This is a genomic window from Vibrio rubrogenes, assembly GCF_059641415.1.
Genome location: NZ_JCARSY010000012.1, coordinates 23,027 through 49,439, shown reverse-complemented (window position 1 = coordinate 49,439; position 26,413 = coordinate 23,027). Strand labels below are relative to the sequence as shown.

29 protein-coding genes, 1 tRNA gene and 1 pseudogene are annotated in these 26,413 nt (G+C 45.8%); 13 read left to right on the top strand and 18 right to left on the bottom strand.

Annotated features, from left to right (window positions below; genetic code table 11):
- Positions 1-355 precede the first annotated feature (355 nt).
- Positions 356-727, top strand: a complete 372-nt coding sequence (locus AC55NX_RS10825; protein ID WP_496995736.1) for a RidA family protein — start codon at positions 356-358, stop codon at positions 725-727.
- A gap of 74 nt (positions 728-801) precedes the next feature.
- On the opposite strand, the gene AC55NX_RS10820 is transcribed toward AC55NX_RS10825, so the two are convergent.
- Together AC55NX_RS10820 and AC55NX_RS10815 are read right to left on the bottom strand one after the other, a co-directional pair.
- The gene (locus tag AC55NX_RS10820) at positions 802-1,338 is read right to left on the bottom strand and encodes a nucleotidyltransferase family protein (RefSeq protein WP_496995735.1); all 537 of its coding nucleotides are present in this window, start codon (positions 1,336-1,338) and stop codon (positions 802-804) included.
- Between the two features lie 106 nt (positions 1,339-1,444).
- Positions 1,445-1,648 (bottom strand): hypothetical protein, encoded by a 204-nt coding sequence (locus AC55NX_RS10815; protein ID WP_496995734.1) that lies wholly within the window; start codon positions 1,646-1,648, stop codon positions 1,445-1,447.
- Between the two features lie 612 nt (positions 1,649-2,260).
- Here AC55NX_RS10815 and AC55NX_RS10810 point away from each other — a divergent pair.
- Together AC55NX_RS10810 and AC55NX_RS10805 are read left to right on the top strand one after the other, a co-directional pair.
- Complete coding sequence (locus AC55NX_RS10810; protein ID WP_496995733.1) at positions 2,261-2,833, top strand: helix-turn-helix domain-containing protein; 573 nt, start codon at positions 2,261-2,263, stop codon at positions 2,831-2,833.
- 64 nt (positions 2,834-2,897) lie between these two features.
- Complete coding sequence (locus AC55NX_RS10805; RefSeq protein ID WP_496995732.1) at positions 2,898-3,533, top strand: alanine--tRNA ligase-related protein; 636 nt, start codon at positions 2,898-2,900, stop codon at positions 3,531-3,533.
- A 398-nt stretch (positions 3,534-3,931) separates the two neighbouring features.
- Here the strand turns inward: AC55NX_RS10805 and AC55NX_RS10800 are convergent.
- The 4 genes and pseudogenes from AC55NX_RS10800 to AC55NX_RS10785 all read right to left on the bottom strand — a co-directional run.
- Positions 3,932-4,135, bottom strand: a pseudogene (locus tag AC55NX_RS10800) (IS630 family transposase); the annotation flags it as partial.
- 165 nt (positions 4,136-4,300) lie between these two features.
- Positions 4,301-4,669, bottom strand: a complete 369-nt coding sequence (locus AC55NX_RS10795) for a VOC family protein (RefSeq protein WP_496995731.1) — start codon at positions 4,667-4,669, stop codon at positions 4,301-4,303.
- 80 nt (positions 4,670-4,749) lie between these two features.
- Positions 4,750-5,217, bottom strand: a complete 468-nt coding sequence (locus AC55NX_RS10790) for a GNAT family N-acetyltransferase (RefSeq protein ID WP_496995804.1) — start codon at positions 5,215-5,217, stop codon at positions 4,750-4,752.
- A 176-nt stretch (positions 5,218-5,393) separates the two neighbouring features.
- Positions 5,394-5,470: transfer RNA gene (locus AC55NX_RS10785), tRNA-Arg, on the bottom strand.
- Between the two features lie 212 nt (positions 5,471-5,682).
- Between AC55NX_RS10785 and folD the strand changes: the two genes are divergently transcribed.
- Positions 5,683-6,543: a bifunctional methylenetetrahydrofolate dehydrogenase/methenyltetrahydrofolate cyclohydrolase FolD gene (folD, locus tag AC55NX_RS10780; RefSeq protein ID WP_496995730.1), complete on the top strand. Its 861-nt coding sequence runs from the start codon at positions 5,683-5,685 to the stop codon at positions 6,541-6,543.
- A gap of 109 nt (positions 6,544-6,652) precedes the next feature.
- Here the strand turns inward: folD and AC55NX_RS10775 are convergent, their stop codons facing one another.
- Positions 6,653-7,627 carry a lytic murein transglycosylase gene (locus AC55NX_RS10775; RefSeq protein WP_496995729.1) on the bottom strand — a complete coding sequence of 325 codons (975 nt, stop codon included), beginning with the start codon at positions 7,625-7,627 and terminating at the stop codon, positions 6,653-6,655.
- Positions 7,628-7,660: 33 nt separating this feature from the next.
- Entirely contained in the window at positions 7,661-7,942 is a 282-nt protein-coding gene (locus AC55NX_RS10770; protein WP_496995728.1) for a YcgL domain-containing protein, read from the bottom strand.
- A gap of 201 nt (positions 7,943-8,143) precedes the next feature.
- Here AC55NX_RS10770 and minC point away from each other — a divergent pair, with 201 nt between their 5' ends.
- Genes minC through minE form a run of 3 tightly spaced genes read left to right on the top strand, consistent with a single transcriptional unit; the run spans position 8,144 to position 9,930 of the window.
- Complete coding sequence (minC, locus tag AC55NX_RS10765) at positions 8,144-8,806, top strand: septum site-determining protein MinC (RefSeq protein WP_059120439.1); 663 nt, start codon at positions 8,144-8,146, stop codon at positions 8,804-8,806.
- Positions 8,807-8,847: 41 nt separating this feature from the next.
- Positions 8,848-9,660, top strand: coding sequence for a septum site-determining protein MinD (gene minD / locus AC55NX_RS10760; protein WP_059120438.1), 813 nt, complete (start codon positions 8,848-8,850; stop codon positions 9,658-9,660).
- Between the two features lie 6 nt (positions 9,661-9,666).
- Positions 9,667-9,930 (top strand): cell division topological specificity factor MinE, encoded by a 264-nt coding sequence (minE, locus tag AC55NX_RS10755; protein WP_059120437.1) that lies wholly within the window; start codon positions 9,667-9,669, stop codon positions 9,928-9,930.
- Between the two features lie 119 nt (positions 9,931-10,049).
- On the opposite strand, the gene rnd is transcribed toward minE, so the two are convergent.
- The 8 genes from rnd to AC55NX_RS10715 form a co-directional block, all read right to left on the bottom strand.
- The gene (gene rnd, locus AC55NX_RS10750; RefSeq protein ID WP_496995727.1) at positions 10,050-11,174 is read right to left on the bottom strand and encodes a ribonuclease D; all 1,125 of its coding nucleotides are present in this window, start codon (positions 11,172-11,174) and stop codon (positions 10,050-10,052) included.
- Positions 11,175-11,344: 170 nt separating this feature from the next.
- A complete protein-coding gene (fadD, locus tag AC55NX_RS10745; RefSeq protein ID WP_496995726.1) occupies positions 11,345-13,036 on the bottom strand; it encodes a long-chain-fatty-acid--CoA ligase FadD in 1,692 nt (563 codons plus the stop codon).
- Positions 13,037-13,132: 96 nt separating this feature from the next.
- Positions 13,133-14,014, bottom strand: coding sequence for an alpha/beta fold hydrolase (locus AC55NX_RS10740; RefSeq protein ID WP_496995725.1), 882 nt, complete (start codon positions 14,012-14,014; stop codon positions 13,133-13,135).
- 6 nt (positions 14,015-14,020) lie between these two features.
- On the bottom strand, positions 14,021-14,593 hold the full coding sequence (locus tag AC55NX_RS10735) for a Slp family lipoprotein (protein ID WP_496995724.1): 573 nt from the start codon (positions 14,591-14,593) through the stop codon (positions 14,021-14,023).
- A gap of 15 nt (positions 14,594-14,608) precedes the next feature.
- Complete coding sequence (locus AC55NX_RS10730; RefSeq protein WP_059120433.1) at positions 14,609-14,917, bottom strand: hypothetical protein; 309 nt, start codon at positions 14,915-14,917, stop codon at positions 14,609-14,611.
- Between the two features lie 82 nt (positions 14,918-14,999).
- Positions 15,000-15,701 carry a tRNA (adenosine(37)-N6)-threonylcarbamoyltransferase complex dimerization subunit type 1 TsaB gene (gene tsaB, locus AC55NX_RS10725; RefSeq protein ID WP_496995723.1) on the bottom strand — a complete coding sequence of 234 codons (702 nt, stop codon included), beginning with the start codon at positions 15,699-15,701 and terminating at the stop codon, positions 15,000-15,002.
- Positions 15,702-17,657, bottom strand: a complete 1,956-nt coding sequence (gene yoaA, locus AC55NX_RS10720; RefSeq protein WP_496995722.1) for a DNA repair helicase YoaA — start codon at positions 17,655-17,657, stop codon at positions 15,702-15,704. It abuts the gene before it with no gap.
- A 103-nt stretch (positions 17,658-17,760) separates the two neighbouring features.
- Positions 17,761-17,964, bottom strand: a complete 204-nt coding sequence (locus AC55NX_RS10715; protein ID WP_038178474.1) for a hypothetical protein — start codon at positions 17,962-17,964, stop codon at positions 17,761-17,763.
- A 207-nt stretch (positions 17,965-18,171) separates the two neighbouring features.
- Here AC55NX_RS10715 and purU point away from each other — a divergent pair, with 207 nt between their 5' ends.
- From purU to ansA, 3 genes are all read left to right on the top strand, one after another.
- Positions 18,172-19,005 carry a formyltetrahydrofolate deformylase gene (gene purU, locus AC55NX_RS10710; RefSeq protein WP_059120429.1) on the top strand — a complete coding sequence of 278 codons (834 nt, stop codon included), beginning with the start codon at positions 18,172-18,174 and terminating at the stop codon, positions 19,003-19,005.
- A gap of 253 nt (positions 19,006-19,258) precedes the next feature.
- Positions 19,259-21,127 (top strand): signal peptide peptidase SppA, encoded by a 1,869-nt coding sequence (gene sppA, locus AC55NX_RS10705; RefSeq protein ID WP_496995721.1) that lies wholly within the window; start codon positions 19,259-19,261, stop codon positions 21,125-21,127.
- A 99-nt stretch (positions 21,128-21,226) separates the two neighbouring features.
- Positions 21,227-22,240: an asparaginase gene (gene ansA, locus AC55NX_RS10700; protein ID WP_496995720.1), complete on the top strand. Its 1,014-nt coding sequence runs from the start codon at positions 21,227-21,229 to the stop codon at positions 22,238-22,240.
- A 142-nt stretch (positions 22,241-22,382) separates the two neighbouring features.
- On the opposite strand, the gene AC55NX_RS10695 is transcribed toward ansA, so the two are convergent.
- Positions 22,383-22,676, bottom strand: coding sequence for a YeaC family protein (locus tag AC55NX_RS10695; RefSeq protein WP_496995719.1), 294 nt, complete (start codon positions 22,674-22,676; stop codon positions 22,383-22,385).
- A 123-nt stretch (positions 22,677-22,799) separates the two neighbouring features.
- Between AC55NX_RS10695 and AC55NX_RS10690 the strand changes: the two genes are divergently transcribed.
- Positions 22,800-23,612 carry a DUF2989 domain-containing protein gene (locus AC55NX_RS10690; protein ID WP_496995718.1) on the top strand — a complete coding sequence of 271 codons (813 nt, stop codon included), beginning with the start codon at positions 22,800-22,802 and terminating at the stop codon, positions 23,610-23,612.
- A 39-nt stretch (positions 23,613-23,651) separates the two neighbouring features.
- Here the strand turns inward: AC55NX_RS10690 and msrB are convergent, their stop codons facing one another.
- Positions 23,652-24,053 (bottom strand): peptide-methionine (R)-S-oxide reductase MsrB, encoded by a 402-nt coding sequence (msrB, locus tag AC55NX_RS10685; protein WP_496995717.1) that lies wholly within the window; start codon positions 24,051-24,053, stop codon positions 23,652-23,654.
- Positions 24,054-24,392: 339 nt separating this feature from the next.
- Here msrB and gap point away from each other — a divergent pair, with 339 nt between their 5' ends.
- Entirely contained in the window at positions 24,393-25,388 is a 996-nt protein-coding gene (gene gap, locus AC55NX_RS10680; RefSeq protein WP_059120424.1) for a type I glyceraldehyde-3-phosphate dehydrogenase, read from the top strand.
- A gap of 122 nt (positions 25,389-25,510) precedes the next feature.
- On the top strand, positions 25,511-26,398 hold the full coding sequence (locus AC55NX_RS10675; RefSeq protein WP_496995716.1) for a D-hexose-6-phosphate mutarotase: 888 nt from the start codon (positions 25,511-25,513) through the stop codon (positions 26,396-26,398).
- Positions 26,399-26,413 lie beyond the last annotated feature (15 nt).

Sequence of the window (26,413 nt, the reverse complement as noted above, 5' to 3'; positions counted from 1 at the left end):
TCATACTTTGATAAATCACAAAGACAATCAAATCAAAAACAAAAAAAACATACGCATACAATATAAAACGTAGTCTATCCGTATTTTTTTTCTATATTTTCCCGCAAAACTGAAACCTAGGTAACGCTTATTGAACATTCTTTTTTCTTATTATTGACTCATCTCTTCTTTGTTAGGATCCTCGCATAATTGTTAGTCGGTTTTGGATCCCGATGGGTACAAATTGGAGTTATATGTCGGCTCACTCAAAAGCAGACTCGAAATACTGAAAGCGAAACCATATCGTCGTGGCCTCATCTGGCTCTAAACATACAAATGATGCAAGGGAAACACATGACGTTTGAAGAGGAAGAAAATGGTCGAAAGAATTCATTATGAAGGATTACCGCAAATTGCCGGTCCTTACGTTCACGTAACCAAGCATAATCAAACACTGTATATATCAGGGTTGACTGCGTATGGCACAGAGGCGCAATCATCGGATCTGCCTCAACAAAGTCAGGAGATCCTGAATCAAATCGCAACAATTCTGAATTGTGAGCAGCGCTTAAAAAGTGATCTGGTCAAACTCACAATCTTTGTCCGCGATATAAGCCAGTTAGCGACCATTCGAGAGCAGTTGTTTGAATTCTATGATACCCATCTCCCCGCTTGCTCTCTTGTTGAAGTGTCAAAGTTAATTCACCCTGATTTGCAAATCGAAATTGAGGCCGTTGTCGCGCTGTAAGGGATTGGTGAGAATGATGCGGGGGACATACAATATTTAAGCCGAACGTTATATACATCCATTGAAATTTCTTGTTATGGCGTAATGCTCAAAGAGGGCCATCTAACTAACCACCCTTTTGAATTGACACGGGTTTCAAAGGTTGCTCGTGACCTTCTGGGGTTGTGAGTGATACAGTAACTCAATAGAGATTCAATCCCAAACCCAGCCACAAGTTCATATTGATTGAGACCAATTTGACGAACTGCGACTGCCGTTTCTTTTTCAGGCCAATAACGCATCGCGTCCACTGAACTTTGGTAAGGTTTATCACCATTACGCTCGTGCATTTTCGCTTGATTACGCACTTGCCAGTTAAGCTGCGGCATACAACCTTTCAGCTGTGCTTCGTATTCCAAATAGGCGTGAGGATCAGGCTCATCAGGGTCAAAGTAGATCACATCCACATCATTCAAGGGAGTCGCCACTTTGAAATTATGCAGTGAGTCCCAAACTAAATTCCGGACGAAACCGGCTGCTATATAGCATTGGGGCAGCCTCAAATGAAACACGTGATCGAGTGCCTCAACTCTTATCGGATCCCGTTTGATTAATTCTACAATCTTGTCCATTCTTCTCCTGTACTTTTTAATCAGACATGGTCTGTATCATTCTGGCAAACAATACCGAACTTAGATTTATATTTATTTGTTTTATCTCACAAACGATATCAATCCCCTACTGGTCTTCTTTTTGACCGTCATAAACCCCATCAAAGGATAAAAGCCGAACTTCCATCACCGCACCAAAAAATTCTAGTCGTATCGACGGTTCATTCTTCTGTTTCAGTTGAGAGCTAAATGTCTCATACAGCGTTGCAATAAAGTCTTTGACGGACTGATCAGCATCAGCCAGAGAGCGGGATAGTTCATCTTGTTGCATAATTAGCCTACTAACCAAATTATAATAGAATTAACTGACTTCTCAATTTATAAGCAGAATTATTTAAAAAATGAGTTTAAATTAATTCAGCTATTGAGAATCATCATATAAATATGTATTTTAATCGAATAACAGTAAACTATAATTTCCTGCTATCTTTGTCAGTTCAAAGCACTCAGCATTTACTAACAATTTTGACAATATATATAATATTTTATTTCATATAAACCATTTAACTGACCGAACTCTCCTAATCTGACATAATTAAATTATTTTTATTTCCATATTCATCCATACACTTAACTTAATTATTTTATAAAAACATTTCTATCATTTTTATGATTACAGAAGATTATTAATTTTTTCAAATATGTCAATTTTATTTATGTGTCATTTTGGGTCAATATGTATTGATGATTCATTTAATATGATCGGCCCAATATATGCCTGCAAGAAACATCAGTGATTGAGCCGCTTAAAATACACTTTTTTACAGAATACATTCCATATCGTTATAGCCAATTTAAATTTCATTTATTTCACACCACTGTATGCTATAACAGATTTATGCTATCTTATTATCTGTTATAACAGACTTTGGATAAAGACATCATGAAAATCGACCAAGATGTCAGTCAGAATTTACGCCGTATAAGGCATGAAAAAGGTCTGACTTTAGATCAAACAGCAGCATTGACTGGGGTAAGTAAAGCCATGCTGAGTCAGATAGAACGCGGCGTATCCAGCCCAACGATTGCAAGGCTGTGGCAAATTGCGACCGGACTGAATGTATCCTTCTCACACTTCGTTGTTCCGAATCAGACAATCAATACTCAGCTTAACATCCCCAAAGTGAGTCATGAACGAGCGATTGACGACTGGGTGAATGATGACTTTTATGTCAACGTACTTTTCCCTTATGAGGCATCAGTTGGCTTTGAGGTTTATGAACTCGGGCTGAAAGAACATTACGAACATCAATCAGAAGCTCACAATCTGGGGGTTATTGAGCACGTTATATGTGTGACTGGTCGAATGGCTATTTACTGTGATGACACCTGGCACGTCTTGGGGGAAGGACAAGGGATTCGTTTCAATGGCGCACAACCTCATGCATATAAAAATATTGGCAATGGTCGCGCCATTTTTCACAACATCATTCATTATCCGGCTGCGGATTACTGATTCAATTGCGATAAAAAAGACATCATCATTGATTTTATTTGCAATGGATTTTAGAAGGTAAATCATGACTAAGAAAATATTCTGGGAAAACCCCTATCAATCAGAATTAACCTCTCACGTGACGAGTATCGATGGTCAAATTATCGAATTATCCGAAACGATCTTTTATGCAGAATCCGGCGGTCAGGAAAGCGATCACGGCACCATCGGCGGCATTGAAGTCATTCATGCCGAGAAAGCAGGGACACGTATTCTTTATACGCTCAAGTCTGCCCCACCTTTCTCCGTTGGAGATAGTGTCATGACACGAATAAACTGGCCCCGAAGATATGCGCTGATGAAGCTCCATTTTGCCGCTGAGTTGGTACTTGAGTGCTTTTATCAGCATCTGACCATTGAAAAAACAGGGGCGCATATTGCCGAAAACAAAAGCAGGATCGATTTTTATTATGACGGCAATATTGGAAAATTAGCTGAAGAGATAGAAAAACAAGTACAAGCAATCATTGATGCGGATCTTGCAATTGAAAGTCGCTTTTCCGACATCGGTAAGGAGCGAAGATATTGGAAGATTGACGGGTTCTCCGAGGTTCCCTGCGGCGGTACGCATATCCGTAAAACGTCTGAAGTTGGTAAAGTCAAATTACGACGAAAAAACCCGGGGCGAGGAAAAGAACGAGTGGAAATTACCATTGAATAACAGTTTAGCTCACCAGTGACCAAGCGAATTCAATTCATAGCCAAGTATAGACGTTGAACCAAAGGGGATGCGATTTACAGTTGATTTTAAATTAAAATACCACACATGCAATCCAAACCGTATGTTGTGAGCTTTCTTTAAAAAGTTCACAAAGCTAGTTTAAGATCTATGGTAATCAACTACTCTTTGTCTACCACCAACCTTATCTACCTCTTTGAAAATATGACTGAATAAAAGAATTGATTGTTACCACATAAAAATGTGTTCCTATTACTAACTTGGATAAAGATGGTAACTGTATTGAATTATTCAGTTGAAATGTGGATAAATTACCCTACTACTGTGATCGCTGGAAAACCAGAACCAAGAGCTCATCGAGCAGGCCTAAATAACTGTTCCTAATTATGCTCCACTTTCATCGAGCCATGACCGCCATCAGGAAATGGTGAAACATTATCGATAAAGTAACGGACCCGCTGTAATAACTGTAATAATTGCCACATCATTTTACACTGATGATTCCGGGTCACTGTTTCATGCAAGGCGTACCAAAGCTTTTCTATTTTGTTCATCCGCGGAGAATAAACCGGCTGAAACAACAAAAGGTTCACTTCCATTGCCATTAACTCGATGCTCCAGCGGGAACATTGGTAGCCAAGGTACTGTGGGTTCAGTTCAATCAATGCTTTTAGGAAGAATGATTAAGCTTTTCCGGGCAGGAGGCTGGAAAAGTATAAACCGTTATACCGCAGACTGCGGCTCACGTTCTACGCATAAACACTCACCTCAATCAAATTTGAATCCGGGTCCAAAAAATAAACAGATTGGATCAGCCCGCTCGCCCCAGATTTTTCTACCGGCCCTTCTAAAATTTCAATCTCTTCACTGACTAAGTGATTAACGACATCACCTAAAGGCCAGTCAGAGATTAAACACAAATCTCCCGCACCGACCTGCGCTGCGTTTCTGGTTTCTTGGCCTAAGATTTGAAAGTTGATCTTTTGACAGCCAAATTTCACCGCTTTGCGGCCATTGGCAAATGAGACTTCTTCCATGTGTAGCACGCGCTTATAGAACTCTACCGACCGTTCAATATCCGAAACCGTCAAAACGATGTGATCAATATGACTAATCAAAATGTATCTCCTGTCTTCCTTGTGTTCGACGAACACCCTGTTTAAGAGAGTAACATTCGGCAGCCGAGGTATTTATCGCGTCAGGTCAGTTGCCGACACATGATGTGCGATTGGTCTTGAAAGCCGAGTTGCTGATAAAACTGTTGCGCGGATTGATTAAAGGCCATTACCTCAAGCCTGATTTGCGCAGCACCTTGTGATTTTGCCCACCGTTCACAGACGGACATCAGTTTTGTACCGATACCGGAAGCACGATGTTTCTCATCAACGACGATCGTTCTGATACAGCATATCGGACAGCTGACGATAAATGGAATCGTTTCATTTTTGGTGATCGTTGCGGTCAGAAAGCCAACAACCTGACGCTCTGTCTCCGCCAGCAAAAAAAGCGTTGATTCGTCATTCAACACATTCAGCCAGAATGGTTTATCAGCGGCTGAAGGCTTTTTAAATGCCAGCGGTGCATTCTCAAAGTGTAGCATTCCGATTTGCTCACTTAAAACCAACACCGCGTCTAAATCTGCTATTTCCGCGTTTCGAATTTTCATCATGTCCTTTGATCTCAGCGTGTTCGGCAAATACTATCCAACAGCATCAGTATCACTGGTTGAACACTTGACTCACTTCGAACTACATTACCCTGTGAACAACGTTGTTTTCAACTATCCAGCCAAAGAAAAAAGCCCCGACGATACAAGTATCATCGGGGCCTTATCGAAATAAGTGGCGCGCCCTACAGGATTCGAACCTGTGACCACATGCTTAGAAGGCACGTGCTCTATCCAACTGAGCTAAGGGCGCGTTACGGGGTGGGATTATACGAATTCACCTGAGTAAATCAATGAGTTTCTCTAATTGAATGTTTTAAATGCCTAAAAAATTGCCAGCTTGGGAAAAGGCTCAGAAAACATATCGGAAGCAAACGTTTGCTTATAGATGTTCTTCGAAATATCTGCGACAATGCGCGCAAAAATTTTGCTATTCTTTTGTTTCGCGACTCATGAAGGTAAGCCATGACTGCTCAAAATATTGATGGAACCCTAATTTCCAAAACCGTTCGTGCTGAAGTCTCTGCACGGGTGAAAGCAAGAACCGATGCTGGGCTTCGGGCTCCGGGACTTGCCGTGGTTCTTGTCGGGGAAGATCCTGCTTCCCATGTTTATGTCGGGAGTAAACGTCGGGCTTGTGAAGAAGTCGGCTTTATTTCAAAATCGTTCGATTTACCGGCCAATACCACCCAACAAGCGTTACTTGAGTTAGTTGATCAGCTCAATGCAGATCCAAGCATTGATGGTATTTTAGTTCAGCTTCCCCTCCCTGCCGGTCTTGATGCAACTCAGGTTCTGGAAAGAATCCTGCCGGATAAAGATGTCGATGGTTTCCACCCTTATAATGTCGGACGTCTTGCACAACGGATTCCGACCCTCCGTTCATGCACGCCAAAAGGGATCATGACACTGCTTGAACGGTACAACATTGACCCACGCGGCAAACATGCGGTTGTCGTCGGAGCATCCAATATTGTCGGTCGCCCGATGACACTCGAATTACTATTGGCTGGATGTACTACCACGACGTGCCACCGCTTTACCAAAGACTTAGAACAATTTATCCGTCAGGCAGAGATTCTGGTTGTCGCAGTCGGCAAGCCACATTTTATTCCGGGTGAGTGGATTAAAGAAGGCGCTGTTGTGATTGATGTCGGTATCAATCGTATGGATGATGGCAAACTGGTGGGTGATATCGAGTATGACGTTGCCAAAAATAAAGCCAGCTATATCACCCCGGTTCCCGGCGGTGTCGGGCCGATGACCGTCGCTACTCTGATTGAAAATACCATGCTCGCTTGTGAACAGTTCCACACTGATGCGTAGTGAGATGTTTATTGATATGAACAACACCTCATATCATTGATGAGGGTTCATAGCACAGATGTAAAAAAGGCTCCGGTAAGGAGCCTTTTGCATATCGGTTCTCGTCCGGCTAATTCATAATGATTCGATCCGCAAGGTGGCTGACCGCAAGCGCAAAATAATAAGAACGGTTCCACTTCATCAGCACGTTATAGTTGTTATATACCAAATAGACGCGCCCCTGCTCATCATCGGGAGCGATGAGCCAAGCCTCAATATCCTGTTTCAGTTTAGGCAGCGGGCTACCGTCATAACGTGTCACGCCCAGCTCACTCCACTGGTGAAGCATTTTACCCTGATCTTTGCCCCGTCCACTCAAGCCCATATCGAATCCACGCGGTAAATGCACCTGACGTCCCCAAATCATGTGTTCATTCCAGCCGGACTGACTCAGGTAATTCGCCGTTGATGCGAATACATCGGCTCTCGTGCCCCAGATATCTTTTTTCCCGTCGCCGTCACCATCGGCAGCGAAGGCCAGAAAAGAGCTCGGCATGAACTGGCACTGCCCCATCGCTCCGGCCCATGAGCCTTTCATTGCCTGCGGTGTGATATGTCGCTGTTCAAGGATTTTCAGTGCGGCCATCATTTCGCTGCGGAAGAATCGTTCACGACGCCCGTCATAAGCCAGTGTCGCCAACGCATCAACAACGTTGTATCCGCCGGTGAGCGAGCCAAAGTTACTCTCTACCCCCCACAGAGCGACGATATAACGAGGTTGCACACCATATTGTTTCCCGATTCTCACCAGCTCATCATAGTGTTCCTGATAGAGCTTTTTCGCCTTAGCGACTTTCCAGTCCGGCACGGCACGAGGAATATACTCGTCCAGAGTGAGCTTTTTCTCCGGTTGATTCTTATCGGCAACAATCGCTCTGGGACGGTAGGTGACCTTCTCAAAAGCTGCATTGATCGTTGCTTGGCTAATCCCTTCCTGCTTCGCTTGTTGTTTGAGGCCATCGACATACTGTTCGAAGCTCTCTGTATTGGCATAGAGGGGACAACTCAGAATCAATCCCAATCCAACTGACCATAATTTTTTCATTTTCTCTCCTCTCATCCTGATAAGTCTTCGCTACTACTGTTCGTGTCGAGCTGCTTTCCTTGCTTTATAGCTTTCTAATAAATTTTCCGGTGGCGGCGGTAGTTGTAAGAAAAACCCGTCATCGATGAGTGATGCTTTCACTTTTTCAATATCAACGTTTGCAAGGCTTTTCCCTGCCAGACTCATCGTCATCACTAAAACCGGCCGTCCGAACATCTGTAGCAGTGCTTCCGGAACTTTCGAGAAATCGTCTTTTTTCTCAATGTATAAATAGGTGCCTTCTTTTTTAGGACTTTTATAAATAGAACAAAGCATTACTGAGCCTTTTGTATATTTCCCGACCAGAATGTCAAGACTTACGATCTCAACACATAAAGTTAACCTAGTTTTGAGGTTAAAAGCGTCAATTAAAAGTAAGATATCTTGCTGAGTTTGAGCTGTGACTATAACATGACAGCCCTACTTTCAGGCAATGCCCTTTCTAAAGTGTTTTATGAGTTGAGGCCCAAATTACCTATGTCAATCACACCTGATCTTAAAGGTAGTAGTTTTACACTCTCCGTGTTACATCTTGCAGACAGTGAAATTTCAAAGTCCGTCGAGTTCTTGAAAGAAAAAGTGACTCAGGCACCGGCATTTTTCACCGCTGCGCCCATTGTGCTCAACATTGCCCAAGTTGACGGTGAACTTGATTTTCACCAGTTAAAACATGGGATTCATGAGACGGGCATGGTGCCTGTCGGCATCACGGGTGTCCGGGATAAGCGCACGCAAAATCTCGCATCCGAAGCCGGCTTTGCCGTTCTCACTGCCAGCAAGTCACCAAGTCAGGCACCCGCAGCAATCACACCGACTAAGACCATCACCACCCCGATCCGTTCCGGTCAACAGGTCTACGCGAAAAATTCTGACTTAGTCATTCTCAATCACGTTAGTGCCGGTGCTGAAGTGATTGCCGATGGTTCAATTCATATTTACGGTAGCTTACGCGGCAGAGCCATTGCCGGCGCCAGCGGACAACAGCAGGCGAAAATATTCTGTCACGATTTACAGGCTGAATTAATTTCTATCGCAGGTAATTATTGGCTCAGTGATCAAATTTCGAGTGAACACTGGCAGACAAAAGCGATGCTCAGTTATCATGACGGCACGCTCCACATTGAACCAATCACTATTTAAATCCTACTCAAAGGAAACTTAAGTAAATTTAAGGGAAACAAATGGCACGCATTATTGTTGTTACATCAGGTAAAGGCGGTGTTGGGAAAACGACATCAAGTGCAGCAATTGCCTCCGGTTTGGCAATCAAAGGCATGAAAACCGCAGTCATCGATTTCGACATCGGCTTACGTAACCTAGACCTCATTATGGGGTGCGAGCGCCGGGTGGTGTATGACTTCGTGAATGTCATTCAGGGCGAAGCAACGCTCAATCAGGCGCTGATCAAAGATAAACGCTCTGAAAATCTCTTTATTTTGCCTGCATCTCAAACCCGGGATAAAGAAGCTCTGACGCATGATGGTGTCAAACGTGTGCTTGATGAATTAGACAGCATGGGCTTTGATTTTATTATCTGTGACTCTCCGGCAGGGATTGAACAAGGCGCGCTCATGGCTCTTTACTTCGCAGATGAAGCCATTATCACCACCAACCCCGAAGTCTCTTCCGTGCGCGACTCCGACCGCATTCTTGGTATTCTCGATTCGAAATCACGTCGTGCCGAACAAGGTCTTGAACCGATCAAACAACATCTGTTACTGACCCGCTATAACCCCACTCGCGTCAGTCAGGGAGAAATGCTGAGTGTGGAAGATGTCGAAGAGATTCTACATATTAAATTACTGGGTGTGATTCCCGAAAGTCAGGCAGTGCTCAACGCATCAAATAAAGGGGTGCCGGTGATTTTTGATGATCAGTCGGATGCCGGTCAGGCTTATCATGATGCGGTAGAGCGCCTGACAGGCAACGATCTGGCGTTTCGTTTTCTGTCTGAGCAGAAAAAAGGCATTTTTCAACGATTATTTGGAGGTTAAGAACGTATGTCATTACTGGAGTTTTTCCGCCCGAAGAAGCAAACCTCCGCGAGTCTTGCGAAAGAACGTTTGCAGATTATCGTTGCCGAACGCCGTAGTCAGAACGATCCGGCTCCGAACTATCTGCCGCAGTTGAAAGAGGATATTCTGAAAGTGATCGCAAAGTATGTTGCCATTGACCCTGATATGGTTGAACTGACTTTCGAACACAAAGGCGATGATCTGTCTGTACTGGAACTGAATGTCAAATTGCCGGAAGAAGAGAAGTAACTCACTCGAGCACGACGGCCGCTCGCCATCATATAATCGGTATCAGCACCGGTTATATGATGATCTTCCGCTGATGCGCATTTCACCTTTCAATGACAACTCACCTTCATCGCACACCATTAAATGGCTGACACCATCTCGTATAAGGTATCGCCCAACGCTTCTTTACGCCATCCCTGCATGAGATCCGGTAAATATTGCGGATCGGTCTGCATCTTCCATACCCAGCCCAGTAATTGATTCAACTGCTTACGGGAAGCAAGAAACTCCGGAGATAACCCCAGCTTTTCAGACTGCACGTTGACTTGATCTTTGAGCCGTTTAAACAGCTGTTTATATCCGGGATAATCTGAAACAGGAATAATACGTGCCGGATAATCAGCTTCGCTGACCGCCTGCCCTTCTTTGACCAGTTGGCTGATTTTTGCACCGTGGCGTTTCACCGAGCGAGGATCAATACCTTCTGCTTCCATCCGTTTGAAGTTGACTAATTCCAGCCGGGCAATGGTCAATAGGTCTTGTTCTTTGATGACAAAATTCAGAGCCAGATTACGCTTTAAGGCCTCTTCATAACGCCAGGTCGCAAGACGTTTTAAGATCGCTAATTGTTTGGGTACCAGTTGCCATGCGCCTTTGATATCGAGATAAGCGTCTGTCGGCTGATAGCTTCGGGTCCGCTTTTCAACCTGTAGCCGGGATTCTTCCAATGCAGCATCCCACCAGCCTTTCTGTTGAACTTTTTCACACAATTGCTGATAAACCGGCATCAGATAAAACACATCAGCGGCAGCATAATCGAGCTGTTTGAGACTCAGCGGCCTTGCCATCCAGTCGGTCCGGGATTCACTTTTATCAAGCTCAACCGTTGTGAAATCCGCCACCAGCGCGGCAAATCCCGTAGACAGGCCATACCCGATAAATGCTGCCAGAATCTGTGTATCGACAAACGGTGTCGGTGCGCACTCAAATTGATGGTAGAACACTTCCAAATCTTCACCGGCAGCATGAAGCACTTTGAGCACCTGCGGTGCTTTTAACAGATTGACGAATGATGTCATATCTTCAATGGTTGTCGGGTCAATCAACGCAACGGACTCTCCGTCATAAAGCTGGATTAACCCCAGTTGGGCATGAAATGTCCGGGTCCGGACAAATTCCGTATCCAACATCACAACCGGACACTGCAATGCTTTGCGGCAGACCGCTTCAAGCTCATCTGAGCTGGTAATCATTTGATAGTTCAAAATTACTCACTTTTATCATTCATTGTCGGGCAACCGACCATCGTATCGCTGGTCATTGTATTCAGACAAGATCGTATTTAGACAAGGTTGTATGCAAACAAGGTTGTCTGTGTACAAGAAAAATGCCGACATGATGTCGGCATTTCTCAAAACGTCTCAATCACAGACGACTAGGCTTGTTCCATACTCAACATCGTCTGATTTTCATCTTTCAATGCACGGCGCAATATTTTTCCGACATTGGTTTTCGGCAACTCTTCGCGAAATTCTATCAGTTTTGGAATCTTATATCCGGTCAGATATTGGCGACAGTGAGCAATAATTTCTTCTTTTGTCAGCGAGGTATCTTTCTTGACGACAAACAATTTCACCACTTCGCCACTCACATCATGAGGTTGCCCGATCGCTGCGGCTTCCAGCACTTTATTGTGCATAGAAACAACATCTTCAATTTCATTCGGATAAACGTTAAAACCGGAGACCAGAATCATATCTTTTTTCCGATCCACAATATATAACATACCTTGCTCATCCATCCGAACAATATCACCGGTAGATAACCAACCATCGTCAGTTAAAACTTCTTTGGTTGCATCTTCACGCTGCCAGTATCCTGTCATGACTTGCGGCCCGCGAACCTGTAATTCACCGGTCTGATCAAACCCAACGACTTGGCCATGCTCATCAACAATCCGCACCTCCGTTGATGGCACCGGCAGCCCGATCGCACCACTGTAATCAGTCAAGTCATAGGGATTACCGGCCACCAAAGGCGAGCATTCGGTTAAACCATACCCTTCAAGCAGATGTAAACCCGTCACCTTTTTCCACTCATTGGCAACCGCCCGTTGAACCGCAGTCCCACCGCCGACAGACAAATGTAGTCGTGAGAAATCCATGTTGCGGAATGATTCATTGTGAACCAAGGCATTGAATAGCGTATTCACCCCTGTAATTGCCGTAACAGGGTAGCGTTGTAACTCTTTTACGAATCCCGGAATATCTCTCGGATTGGTGATCAGCAGGTTTTGTCCGCCCAATTCAATAAACAGCAAACAATTCACACTCAGTGCAAACACATGATACAAAGGCAAAGCAGTCACCACCAACTCTCGTCCTTCAGTCAGAACCGGCCCGTAAGCCGCTTTCGCCTGTAAAACATTGGCAACCATGTTCCGGTGAGAGAGAATCGCGCCTTTGGCAATCCCCGTCGTCCCACCGGTATACTGTAAAAACGCGGTATCATCGCCTTCGATAGCAGGCTTGACGTACTGCATATGACGACCACGTTTCAATGCTGTCCGCATCGAAACGGCATCGGGTAAATGGTAGTGCGGTACCAGTTTTTTGACATATTTAACGACAAAATCCACCACGGTCCCTTTCGCGCGTGGCAGCATCTGCCCCAGGCTGGTCAGGATGACGTGTTTTACCGATGTCCGTTGTACAATTTTCTGCAAGGTTCCGGCAAAATTCGAGACGATCACAATCGTGGTGACCCCAGCATCATTAAGCTGGTGTTCCAGCTCTCGGGGCGTGTACAGCGGATTGACATTGACGGCGACCAAACCGGCCCGTAACACACCAAACAACGCCACCGGATATTGCAGCAAATTCGGCATCATCAGAGCAACGCGATCACCTTTTTTGAGTTGTAGCTCGTTTTGTAAATAAGCGGCAAAAGCGCGACTACGCTCTTCCAGCTTGCGGAAGGTCATCACCGTTCCCATATTGACAAAAGCAGGCTGATCAGCGTATTTCGTGATCGACTGTTCAAACATCTCAACCAGAGATGAATAGACATCTGGATTAATAGTTTCAGGCACATCATTTGGGTAACGTGCAAGCCATGGATGCTCCACAGAGATACTCCTCGTGCTGGCAGGTCAATGCCCTGCCTTATTATATATGTTAATTATTTGTTAAATTATCAAAGTATTTAAAGTATAGACTCTAATTTAAAAAAATGGTGTTTCATCAATTTTCATTACAAACTGTGATATCAACTGACCAACGCGCTCAGGACACTCTAAGTGACAATGATGGCCGCCCTTCACATGTTGAATCTCAATTTGCTCTGGTAGTAAAGCTTGGGAATATGACTTTAAAGATGGGTACCCTTGGTCCCCTAAAACGACGTGAAAGGGAGATTGAATCGCAGCCAGCACGGCTTCAGCATGAGCGTCAGACATTCGATATAACGACTGGGCAGACAATTTCGGATCGGCCCGCCACATCCACTGCCCGTCTCGCAATTCGAGACCTCGTGCAACAATGGGCTCAATGATCGATTCCGGCAGTGCCGAATGTGCCGCCCGAACTTTCAGAGCCGCCTCATAATGGTCATAACCTTTGCTGCGCGATTTACGTCGAATGCGGGTACGACTATTCACCCCATCCCGTAACCGTTGGACACTATGTTCTGCTGATTCGGTCAAGGGTCCGAGACTCTCAATCAAAAACAGTCCATCGACATATTCAGGAAAGGCGGCACTATAGCAACTTGCAATCAATCCACCAAGCGAATGGCCAACTAAAATCTTATTTTTCGCTGGCAATGTCACTAAAAATTGATGAACGTCATCGATATAGTCATGAAATGCATAAAAGTTGTCTGCAGACTTATGGCTTGACAGACCATGTCCCGGTAAATCAATCGCGCATAAATGAATCTGGGGTGCAACCTGATACGCGACAGCCTCCATCACGGACATAAAACTGGCAGCATTATCCAGCCAGCCATGCAGGAAAACGACGGAACATGTTGCGGTTTGATGATTGCGAGTTTCAATCACCGCAATGTTCCGCTCAGCAATAGAATAAGTGTGTTGCACGAGCATAGAAAATTATTTGACCTCAGGTATCACCTTACCGGTTTGCGAGCCGAAACTCTCCCGACAACGCCAGTGATCACAATCACGTAAAAATGAGCCCGGTTCATGAATGACAACACGCTCCGTCACCCGCCATAAATGATAAGCCGATGCTGACAAGGCCGGAAATTCAGCACGGTATTCACCGACCTGACTCTTTTCCGGTGCAATGGCACTGCCGAGTACCGTCAGTAATCGGCCTTTTGCATAAGTCACCGGATCAAGAAAGTGGTTCACATACACAATAAACCGCCCTTTTGGTTCTTCTCGGATATCAGGTTTACCACTGGCATCAATGGGCAAATTGACCATTTCCAGACGAGTTTGGTTCGGCAGGTTCTTAATCTCAGCAATCACCCCACCCAGCCGTACATAAGGTGCCTGAGTCCCCTTCAGTGCGGAAAAAGTTTGATAATCCTGAATCACCGCTGCGCCGTCAGGTACTGACAACTCATCCGGCAGTGACACACAGGCACTAAGCACCAAACAGACGAAGGCTATCGCCATGCCTTTGCCAATACGACGATTGAAATGATAGCGAACCATGAGTTTCCCCTCATATTAAATATAAATATCGACCCCGAGCATCTGAGCAAGTTCCTCCCGCCGGGCTTGAGTCATGACACCGAAATACGCCTCCAGCGCTTTACGGGCCTGCCCCTCCGGTAAGTCATATTGCAGGTTTTCCTGAAAACGCTCGGTCTCTTTCATCGAACGCATCGAATGAGTGACAGCATTGGCAACAGGAGTCGGTTCATAGGTGCCGGAAGCAGCACTTGAAGCATCACCCTGCCGTTTTGCTTTCGCTGCCTTCGATGATTTTCCGGTTCCCGGTATCCGCGAAGGTGGTAATCCCTGAATCGAAACCATAATGTTCCTCACCTATCTTCGTGTATCGGTGGTGACACATCACCGCCCGCTTATGCTGCATGATCTGGCTCGCGAGATACGGCTATTCACGACCCGGTATTTTCTTCCAGGCCACCTGATCACGTAAATAAATCGGGCTGGCCTCTTCTGCCGGAACCGTTTTTCCGTTCTCAAACGCAATTTTGGCTAAAAATACAATATCTTCGGCATCGGGATAAAGCACCTCACCCGGTTCCGCCAGCAACGGTAATTGAGCTAGTTCATCACGATAAGCCGCCCACCCCGTTCCGGCACAGCGCCATGCATTCGAGTCCGGCTCAAGCTGTTGTGCCAATGTCTGAGGCGGAATCACACACTCCGCATCGACGATCTGCCAAGCGCCATTATCCTGACGGGTAAAGCGGCTCCAGTATACCTCACTCATCCGCGCATCAATGGCGGTTGCCACATGGTTGGCACCGTATAAGCGGTAACTCCCTTGCGCCATCGCTTCCAGCGTCGAAATGGGGACCGTCGGCAATCCGGCGCCAAACGCCAATCCTTGAGCAATCCCGATACAAATACGAACACCGGTAAAACTGCCGGGACCACGACCAAATGCCAGCGCATCTAAATCGGTCAGTTGAATGTTCGCTTCGTGTAACACTTCATCGACCATCGGCAGAATCTTTTTTGCATGATCCCGTGGGGCAATGTCACGCCGGACAAAGCATTGATTATCGACCATCAATGCAACAGAACAGTTTTCTGTTGATGTATCAATTGCAAGAATTTTTGGACTCATTTAACTCTCTGTACTCACTTCATCACTTTCCGAGTGCGACGGCTCCGATATATCACGGAGAAACGCTTGTATCTGTTCTAAATCACGAGTGCGCGGGATCGGGGGTAAACTTGCAAGAAACACGCCGCCATAATCCCGGGTCACTAACCGATTGTCGCAAATGATCAGCGCCCCTTTATCGCTTGCATCGCGAATCAGTCGGCCAACCCCTTGTTTGAGGGTAATCACCGCTTCCGGAAGTTGCACCTGTTGAAAAGGTTCTCCGCCTTGCAGACGACAGTCCTCAATTCTGGCTTTCAGTAATGGGTCATCCGGTGCGGTGAACGGTAATTTGTCAATAATAACACAGCTCAGGGCATCGCCTCTAACATCAATCCCCTCCCAGAAAGCACCGGTTGCAACCAGCAAAGCATTGCCGAGCGACATAAACTCAGAGAGAGTTTTCTGCTTACTGGTTTCCCCCTGTAATAGTACCGGCAATGCCAGAGATTGACGGAATCGTTCGCCTAAATCTCGCATCATCTGGTGTGACGTACACAGGAAAAAACAGCGCCCCTGATTCTGCTCGATAACGGGCGTAAGCATAGCGACTAATTTGTCGGCCAGCCCCGGTGAATTTGGTTCAGGCAGATAACGCGGGACACACAGCCGAGCCTGCTTTTGATAATCAAACGGACTCGGCAGGGAAAACTGTTGTTCGGGAATCAGCCCCAGACGATGGCTGAAATGACTAAAATCATGATTGACCGCCAATGTTGCCGAAGTGAAAATCCACGTGCCCGGCTTAAGCTTGATCTGTTCCTGAAATTTATCTGCGACAGAAAGCGGCGTGATATGCAGTCCGAAGTGGCGAGGCGTGGTATCAAACCAGTAGGAATAGCCGGTAATCGAGACATCACAGACTCGTTTCAGACGCGCATGAATGGTACTGGTTCGTTCAAACGCCGTATCCAGTAACTGGCTGCGTCCTAACGCGAGTTTCAGTACCTCTAATGCAAACTCAAGACTGTCCGCCAAACGTTCAATCGCCTGACCCGCTTTGGGCTGGCGGAGAGCTTCGCGCCAGTTGCCCCAATAACCGGGCTCGCCCAGTGCGATTCTGACATCCATCGCGGTTTGAATCAGCTTATCACTGATTTTTTGCAACTGACGCATATCTTTCGCTTCGGTGCGATAGCCGATCTCAATATCTTTCGCCAGTTCCTGAATCTGACGGCTGGTCAGTGACTGTCCGAAATACTGACTCGCGATATCCGGTAGCTGATGGGCTTCATCAAAAATGAAGACTTCGGCTTCGGGAATGAGCTCGCCAAAGCCTGTCTCTTTAATTGCGAGATCAGCCAGAAACAGATGATGATTGACCACCACAATATCCGCATCCATCGCTTTTCGACGTGCTTTCGAGACAAAACAATCCTGAAAATCCGGGCAGTCTTTGCCCAGACAATTATCATTGGTCGAAGTAATGGTCGGAATGATCAGGCTATCTTCCGGTAACGTTTCACACTCGCCGAGGTCACCGGTTTTGGTCTCCGATGCCCAGCGCCGGATCTGAAACAGCTGGGCAAAATGCTGGGAATCCGTTTCATGACCGTGACTCTCAACCATCTGTCGATTCAGGCGTTCCAGACATAAATAATTCGCGCGCCCTTTAAGTAAGGCAATCTGGCCGAAAAATTCGATAGCTTTAACAATCAACGGTAAATCACGATGAAATAACTGCTCTTGCAGGTTTTTCGAGCCCGTGCTGATGACCACTTTTTTGCCGCTCATCAACGCCGGGACTAAATAGGCAAAGGTTTTTCCGGTCCCCGTTCCTGCTTCAACCACCAGCTGTGACTGATTACGGATAGCGGATTCAATCGCTCTGGCCATATCGAGCTGAGCCTGACGCGGCTGAAATCCGGGGATGGCTTTCCCCAAAGCACCATGAGCTGAAAAAGTCTGTTCGATCATCGCATAGAGGATTTAAAAATATAATATGCGATTATGTCAGGTTTGATGAAGCAGCGCGAACCTTTCTCTTACGATTCACGCTGCAAAACGCTCGATGAAGGGGTTACTTGCGGTTCAGGTACCGTTGTAACCAAGAGGCGGCTTCCAGTACATTGGTCGGCTGCTCCAACATCACTCTGGCGGCATCAGCAGGAGAGGCTTTACTTTCCCACATCGCATTCAAGACGATCTCATCGATTTCATGAGTTCCCATTAACTCGTGGACACGCTCAACATATAATTTACGAGCCAGCAATTCCTTATCCATAACCACCACCTTGATGAAAAATGTGATACACAACGGTTGCCCGAAATAAAGACCAACTAGATAAGCCGAGGGAAATTACTTTTGTTATTAGGTTGAAAGTCTATTGAGAATAGATTAATTATAGCCGCAGTATTGTGGAACTCATCACCGTTTTGGGTACTCTGAAATAGTTTTTAATTCAAAAAAAATCATCGGAAGTCATCATTGATGGAAAAGAAAACGCTCCTCACACATTGCACGGATAAACCGGGCCTGATCGCTAAAATTACCAATATTTGTTACAAGCATCAGCTCAATATCATTCACAACAATGAATATGTCGATAATACCAGCGGCCATTTTTTTATGCGTACCGAGCTGGAAGGCTATTTTAACGACACAACCCTGAACGCTGATTTAGATCAGGCGCTCCCCGAAGGTGCCAAATATAAATTGATCGGTTCTTCACGCAAGAAAATCGTGATTCTGGTGACCAAAGAGGCTCACTGTCTGGGCGATATCCTGATCAAAAGCTACGACGGCAGTCTGGACGTAGACATTGCAGCGGTCATCGGCAATTACGATAAGTTACAAACGCTGACTGAACGGTTTGATATCCCTTATCACTGTGTTTCTCATGATGGTCTCAATCGTCAGGAACACGAACAGAAAATGCTTGAAGTGATCGATCAGTATCAGCCGGATTATATTGTGCTGGCAAAATATATGCGTGTTCTGACCCCCACCTTTGTTGAAAAATACCATCACCGTATCCTCAACATCCACCACAGCTTCCTGCCGGCATTTATCGGTGCCAAGCCTTATCAGCAAGCCTATGAACGGGGTGTCAAAATTATTGGTGCGACCGCACACTTCGTCACTGATGATCTCGATGAGGGGCCAATCATCAAACAAGATGTCATCCCTGTTGATCATACATTCAGTGCTCAGGATATGGCGCAAGCAGGACGTGATGTCGAAAAGAATGTTTTAAGCAAAGCGTTGGCAAATGTGTTGAATGACAAGGTATTTGTCTACGGCAATAAAACCGTTATTCTGTAGACGCCGAGTCAATCATGTCCCCAATGGATTTTCGTCTGTTGGGGATGATTCGATGGCAGAATGTCCCATCTGAAATCCCCTTTGAACCCCGCCCAATAAATCGTATTGACTCTTCTGACACGGCAATCCAGCCTGCCTCATAACGGAATAGTTGTTCCTCTCTGGGTTATCACGTAGGATCATATCACCATACACCGTGTACCATCGGTTTTATCGACCATGGTGCCTAATCAGCCACGATGTTAAAGCGATTATGAAAACAATACTAAAAGCCATCGGTATGATCTTTCGGTTTATCTGGAAAACGATCACCCTGTTCCGCCATCTCGTTACGAACTTGTTGTTTCTGTTCACTCTTGTCATCATTTACATCCTGTATACTCAATCCACACAAGAGGATACAAACATTCAGATTCATCAGCCCTCTGCGCTGGTGCTGAACTTATCCGGCCCCATCCGTGAACAAGCCACTTATGTTCAATCGATTGATTCAATTGCCAGTTCACTACTCGGTGACTCACTGCCGAAAGAAAATATTCTGTTTGATATCGTCGATACCATTCGCCATGCAAAGGATGATGAACAGATTTCGGGACTGGTGCTCTCACTCGGAGAGATGTCTGAAACCAACCTGACTAAGTTACGTTATATCGCAAAAGCAATTAATGAATTTAAAACCAGTGGCAAACCGGTATTTGCAGTCGGTAACCTGTACACACAAAGCCAGTATTATCTGGCCAGTTACGCTGACAAAATTCTAATGTCTCCCGACGGACTGGTAATGCTCAAAGGCTACAGTGCTTACGGTTTATATTACAAAACCCTGCTCGACAAGCTTGATGTCACGACCCATATCTTCCGCGTCGGCACTTACAAGTCTGCGGTTGAACCGTTTATGCGCGATGATATGTCGGACGCAGCAAAAGCATCGAACAAGCGCTGGCTACAACAACTCTGGGATGCCTATCTGACCGACGTTGCAGCCAACAGAAATATCCCGCCGGAAAAGTTACGCTTGTCGATGGATGATTTTCTGACGCAACTGAAACGCGTCCACGGCGATATCGCCAAATTGTCACTCGATCTCGGGCTGGTTGATGAACTGGCATCCCGTCCACAAATGCGTGCGGAATTAACCGAGACATTTGGCAGCGATGGCCAAGATGGTTATCGTTCGATTGGTTACTACGACTACCTTAACTCTCTCGACTCACAGTTGAAACCAAGCCTGACATCGCAAAACGAAATCGCTGTAATTGTCGCTTCAGGAACAATCATGGATGGCAATCAACCTCGTGGTGAAGCGATTGGCTCAGAGAATATGAGTGTGTTGCTGAGAGAAGCACGCAATGATCCACATATTAAAGCGGTTGTGTTACGGGTTGACAGCCCGGGAGGCAGTGCCTCAGCGTCTGAAGCCATCCGCAGCGAAATTGATGCGTTGAAAGCCTCGGGCAAACCGGTTGTTGTCTCGATGTCGAGCCTTGCCGCCTCAGGGGGATACTGGCTGTCAACCAGTGCTGACCAAATTGTTGCCCAACCCACGACACTCACCGGTTCGATCGGCATATTCAGTGTGCTGACCACCTTTGAACACAGTCTGGATCGTATCGGTGTATCCACCGACGGTGTGGGGACAACCCCATTTTCCGGCCAAGGTATTACTACCGGGCTGTCTGATGGTACCAAACAAGCCTTGCAGTTAACGATAGAGCACGGATACCAGCGCTTTATTTCGTTGGTCGCAGAACATCGTAACTTGTCTCTGCAAGACGTAGATAAAGTAGCACAGGGACACGTCTGGACGGGTCAGGATGCGCTCAAGTTCGGTTTAGTCGATAAAATGGGTGATTTTGATGATGCCGTAGCTCTGGCTGCCCAACTTGCCAAAGTGGATGACTATCAACTCAACTGGCTGGAAGAACCGGTTTCAACCATGCAAAAATTACTGATTGGACTCTTCTCGGAAGCCCGGGTATCACTGGGGCTGGATGTGACGGCGCTCCTCCCCGAGAGTCTGCGTTCAACAACCCAGAAAATCCTCAGTGATGCAACGCTACTCAACCAGTTGAACGACCCCAAAGGACAGTATGCATTCTGTCTCAATTGTGAGGTCGAATAAGCATTAATCGTGATCAAGGGCGACACTGTCGCCCTTTTTATTACGCATGATTCCGCTATAATCGCACTCCCTGAACTTGATAGAAGAGTAATTTCAGTCATGGCAAGAAAACATATCTACATTGCCTATACGGGCGGCACGATTGGTATGCAAAAATCATCACACGGCTATGTCCCGGTGGCTGGCTTTATGGAAAAGCAACTCGCGGGTATGCCCGAGTTTCATCGTCCGGAAATGCCTGAATACACCATCCACGAATACGATCCGCTGATCGATTCATCAGATATGACGCCTGAAGACTGGCAACTCATCGCTGATGATATCCGCAACAACTACGAGCAATATGACGGCTTCGTCATTCTGCATGGAACGGATACGATGGCTTACACCGCTTCAGCGCTGTCATTCATGCTAGAAAATCTGGGAAAACCGGTCATTGTAACTGGCTCACAGATTCCATTGGCCGAACTGCGTTCCGATGGACAAGCCAACTTGCTCAACGCGCTGCACATTGCTGCAAACTATCCCATCAACGAAGTGACGCTGTTTTTCAACAACCAGCTCATGAGAGGCAACCGCAGCACCAAATCCCATGCAGACGGCTTTAATGCATTTACTTCACCCAACCTGCCGCCACTACTGGAAGCCGGTATCAATATCTCGGTGAGTAGTCATGTGACCGTCGGCAAGCAGCCAAACGGCCCTTTTCAGGTCAGTGATATCACCCCACAACCCATCGGGGTGATTACCATGTATCCGGGCATCTCCCACGAGGTGATCCGCAATACACTGCTTCAACCCGTCAATGCCATGATTCTGCTGACCTTCGGTGTCGGCAATGCCCCGCAAAATCCAGAGTTACTCGCACAACTCAAAGCGGCTTCAGAACGTGGTGTGATTGTGGTTAACCTCACTCAATGCCTTGCCGGGAAAGTCAATATGTGCGGCTATGCGACCGGAAGCGCACTGGCAGAAGCGGGAGTCATCAGCGGGTTCGACATGACGCCGGAAGCTGCACTGGCAAAACTGCATTATCTTTTGAGTAAAGGGCTTGACTACGAAACTGTCAAATCAGAGATGCAAAAAGTCCTACGGGGAGAAATGAGTCTGTAGAACAGTCCTGTTTACCAAAATAAACATGTTTTTCAGGTAAACACTTCTTTCACAATATCAATACAGATGTATCTACGACGACAATTCACTACGCACTCCCAGCTAACACTGGGAGTGCGACTTCAATCAACGACACCCAACATCACTCGGCTTGATGGGGATTAACCCGCAAAATATCTTCTTCTGCCGACCCCGCTTGGAACTGCTTTTTCAACTCAGACTTCGATTTGAAACAAATTTCTCCGCCCGCAGCAACTGTCATATGTTCCGGCTGTGCATTATGCTTAGATTGGTACAACATCACAGCTTGAATACATGAATCTCGCTGTCGTGCAGAAAGTGTCGTACCTTCGGGCCACTTACCTGTTTCAACAGCATAGAGTAAACGTTGGTAAGCCTCAGGTGTAATCGCATCGATGAGTTGTTGAGTATCCATTACATATCCCGGATGGTTGGTTGTACAAACAATTCAACATAATGAAGTTTCAGCTGCTAACGTCAAGATATGTCGTATAAATAATTGTATATGATCACAGGCTATCGTTATATGCAACAACCAATGAAGTATACTAGTCTTGCTATCGCTGTTCTCCTGTTGAACGGTTGTTTTGAAAATACCAGAAACACAGACAGACTCTGTCTGGATCACCCTGAGCTCCGATGTGAAGAGCTGAACATTAATGACGGGCAATGCCGTGTCGCCAGAACCAATCTCATCTGGCATCGTCTCGAAGTCAACAAAGACCCGACTGATATCAATAAAATTACTGAGTACCAACTCACTCAGCAATATAAAAAATGTCTGGAAGTTGCCGCTCAGATTCAACCGATTGATCAAGCCGATCTCAAGAAAAGGCGCTTCAATGCCCTACTCAATTCCGGGAAAAATATGGAACGCCTGGAAAAAGAGCTTATGCAATTTAACACCCCCTCTTCACTCTATTTTTTATGGAGTCAAACGGGTGATACACAAGCTCGTCGGCAATTTTTACAGTTGGAAGGCAAACCAGAGATGGAAACAGCGGCCCTTCAATATGCACTGGCGACGTTCTACATTGACAGAGACAGAGAAAAAACCATCAAACTGCTCAATCACGCACTGGAACTCTCTGATCCGGAGTCATTAAATACCAGTATCCTAGAATCATTAGCCAGTTTGAACCAACTGCTTCGTCATCAAGAAGCGTCTTATATTTGGGCGATGGTCGGCAAACACTTTGGTGTACCTATCGCATCAACCCAAAATATCCAGCTAATGTACGGTTTCAGTGATGAAAAATTCAGCATGTTAGATGATATCGCTGATATGATTATTGATGCTGTAGAAAATCAAGAATATCACCCATCTATGATACCTGAGTTCAAAAAATAACCATTCTGTACAAATCATACAATAGTGATGAAAAAACACTCACTCTTGATCATTTTTGTTGAAAATTAACGACACCGAATTGACACAATAACGTTCGCCGGTCGTCTGAGGACCATCATCAAAAACATGTCCGAGATGACTGTCACAAGCAGCGCAACGGATTTCAATCCGGCGCATACCATGACTGTCGTCCTGTAAATATCGAATTGCATCGGCACTGATCGGTGCATCAAAACTTGGCCAGCCACATCCAGAATCATACTTACTCGCTGAGGAAAACAACGGAGCCTGACAACAAGTGCATGTATAGATGCCCGTCTCTTTGTTATGCAGTAGCGTCCCTGAAAACGGCATCTCGGTGCCTTGCTGGCGACAAACGCGAAATTGCTCATCGGTAAGCGCTTGACGCCACTGAGATTCTGATTTTTTAACCTGTTTCATATCCTCACAACTCATACTTGGAACTTTACTTTCACGTGCTCGGTTTTATCATGTTTTTTTCATGAAAAACTTGCACATCCTCGGTGTTGTAGCACATACTTCAACACCTTAACATCATTCGTTGAGATTTTTTAGAATACCATGGATGCTTCGGTATTCTAGACCAACTGGTGATTGGCAGAGACTAGATTGTAGAATAAATGTAACCAATAGAAAGAAAGGTTCACTTTTTTGATTTTAAACAACTAAAGTAGGATTATTGGTTGCAGAGATGAGTCGGTTTCTGTAATTTTACTACCAGTATCTTTCATCAAGAAATTAAGTTGTGGAGCAACTACAATGACTATCAAAGTAGGTATTAACGGTTTTGGCCGTATCGGCCGTTTTGTTTTCCGTGCAGCACAAGAGCGTAACGACATCGAAGTTGTTGGTATTAACGATCTGATCGACGTAGATTACATGGCATACATGTTAAAATACGATTCAACTCATGGTCGTTTCAACGGAACTGTAGAAGTTGAAGGCGGTAACCTGATCGTTAACGGTAAGACTGTACGTGTCACAGCAGAGCGCAACCCAGAAGATCTAAAATGGGATGCAATCGGTGTTGACGTTGTTGCTGAAGCAACCGGTATCTTCCTGACTGACGAAACTGCGCGTAAGCACATCACTGCCGGGGCTAAAAAAGTTGTTTTGACTGGTCCTTCTAAAGACGCTACGCCAATGTTCGTTAATGGTGTCAACTTCGACACTTACGCAGGTCAAGACATCGTTTCTAACGCTTCTTGTACAACAAACTGTCTGGCACCTATCGCTAAAGTGCTGAACGACAAATTTGGTATCGAATCTGGTCTGATGACTACAGTTCACGCAACAACTGCAACTCAGAAAACTGTTGACGGTCCTTCTGCAAAAGACTGGCGCGGTGGTCGTGGTGCTTCTCAGAACATCATCCCATCATCAACCGGTGCTGCAAAAGCAGTAGGCGTTGTACTTCCTGAAGTGAACGGCAAACTGACTGGTATGGCTTTCCGTGTACCAACAGCAAACGTTTCTGTAGTTGACCTGACTGTCAACCTTGTGAACGGTGCTTCTTACGAAGATATCTGTAAAGCAATGAAAGAAGCGTCTGAAGGCGAACTGAAAGGCGTACTTGGTTACACTGAAGATGCAGTCGTATCTCAAGACTTCATCGGTGAAACTTGCACTTCAGTATTCGATGCGAAAGCCGGTATTGCACTAACTGACAAATTCGTAAAAGTTGTATCTTGGTACGATAACGAAATCGGTTACTCAAACAAAGTTCTTGATCTGATTGCTCATATCTCTAAGTAATTAAGTAATCCGGATTCAATCTGAACTTGTTCAAAAGGCGGCTTTCAGCCGCCTTTTATATTTTCAGACCGATCACTTGTTAAACCTAATCTCCGGTGACACCAAAATGCGAGGATGAAAAAATGGATTTACATGCTTTCCCCACCCTGACCAATCTTTCTGACTGTGTCTCAATCGTAGAGCGAGAGAACACGAAAATAGTGCGTGTCATACACGATAAGGCAACCGCCGGCATTTCTTTATACGGTGGACATGTAATTTCCTTTCAGCCAAGCGGCAAAGCAGATTTAATCTGGATGAGTGACGCTGCCAAATTTGATGGCGTAACCCCTCTACGTGGTGGTATCCCCGTTTGCTGGCCTTGGTTTGCCCGGATTGGTTCACCGTCTCACGGTTTTGCCCGTACCCAACAATGGGCACTGGTTGAACACCGGGAAAGTGAAGCGGGTGTAGTGGTGACACTCGGTCTGACAGACAATCCTGAAACACTGGCAATCTGGCCATATCAATTCAGCTTACTGCTGCACGTTGCCATTAGCGACACGCTTGAAGTCACGCTGGAGATAACCAACGAAGACGAAAGAGCCTGGCACTTCTCCGGGGCACTACATACCTATTTGCATGTCGGTGATATCCGGCAAACCACAACAACTGGCATGGGCAACGAATATATTGATAGCCTGCAAAATAATATGATGTGTCAGGGCGATGATGAGTTACAACTGACGGATACTATCGACCGCGTTTACACCAAGCCAGCGCCACAGATTCACCTGCATGATCCGGTGCTAAAACGGACGATTCAGGTTGAAAACGAGGGCCACAATTCAGCTGTCCTATGGAATCCTTGGTCACAAGGAGCCCAGTCAATGGCAGATATGACTGACGAAGGCTATCAAACCATGCTGTGTATTGAATCCACCGTTCACGCTCCCTGTATTTCTGCCGGGATTACTTTGCAACCGGGTGAACAGTATCAATTGAAAACGAAACTCTCAGCAGCAGATTAACCGGTCTATCGTTAG